A 323-nucleotide genomic window follows, 5' to 3' on the forward strand; every position below is an offset into this window, starting at 1 on the left:
CCGGCATGCTCGCGCGGTTCCGCTTAACGCGCGGTCAAAGGGCACCGGACGCGCGGTCCGGACGTCGAGCCGGCCCCGCGGCGCCAGCGATTCCTTAACCACGACCGGGCATCCTGGCGCCCGGTCGGCGTCCTGCGCGTCGCGCGCCGCACCAATCGCCGGAGCATGGGATGAGCCACCACACCGAGACGCTGGTGATCGGCGCCGGGCCCGCGGGCCTGACTGCCGCCTACCTGCTGTCGAAGAAGGGCCGCTCCGTCACCGTTCTGGAGCGGGATCCGGCGCAGGTCGGCGGGATCTCGCGCACTGTCTCGCACAACGGC

General features: G+C 72.8%; 1 protein-coding gene. It reads left to right on the top strand.

The window, feature by feature from the left end; all coding sequences use genetic code 11:
• Positions 1-170: 170 nt before the first annotated feature.
• Positions 171-323: FAD-dependent oxidoreductase (locus ACLBYB_RS32980; RefSeq protein WP_447701402.1), on the top strand; the 153-nt coding region annotated here is incomplete at its 3' end.

Source organism: Methylobacterium sp. D54C (assembly GCF_053345595.1).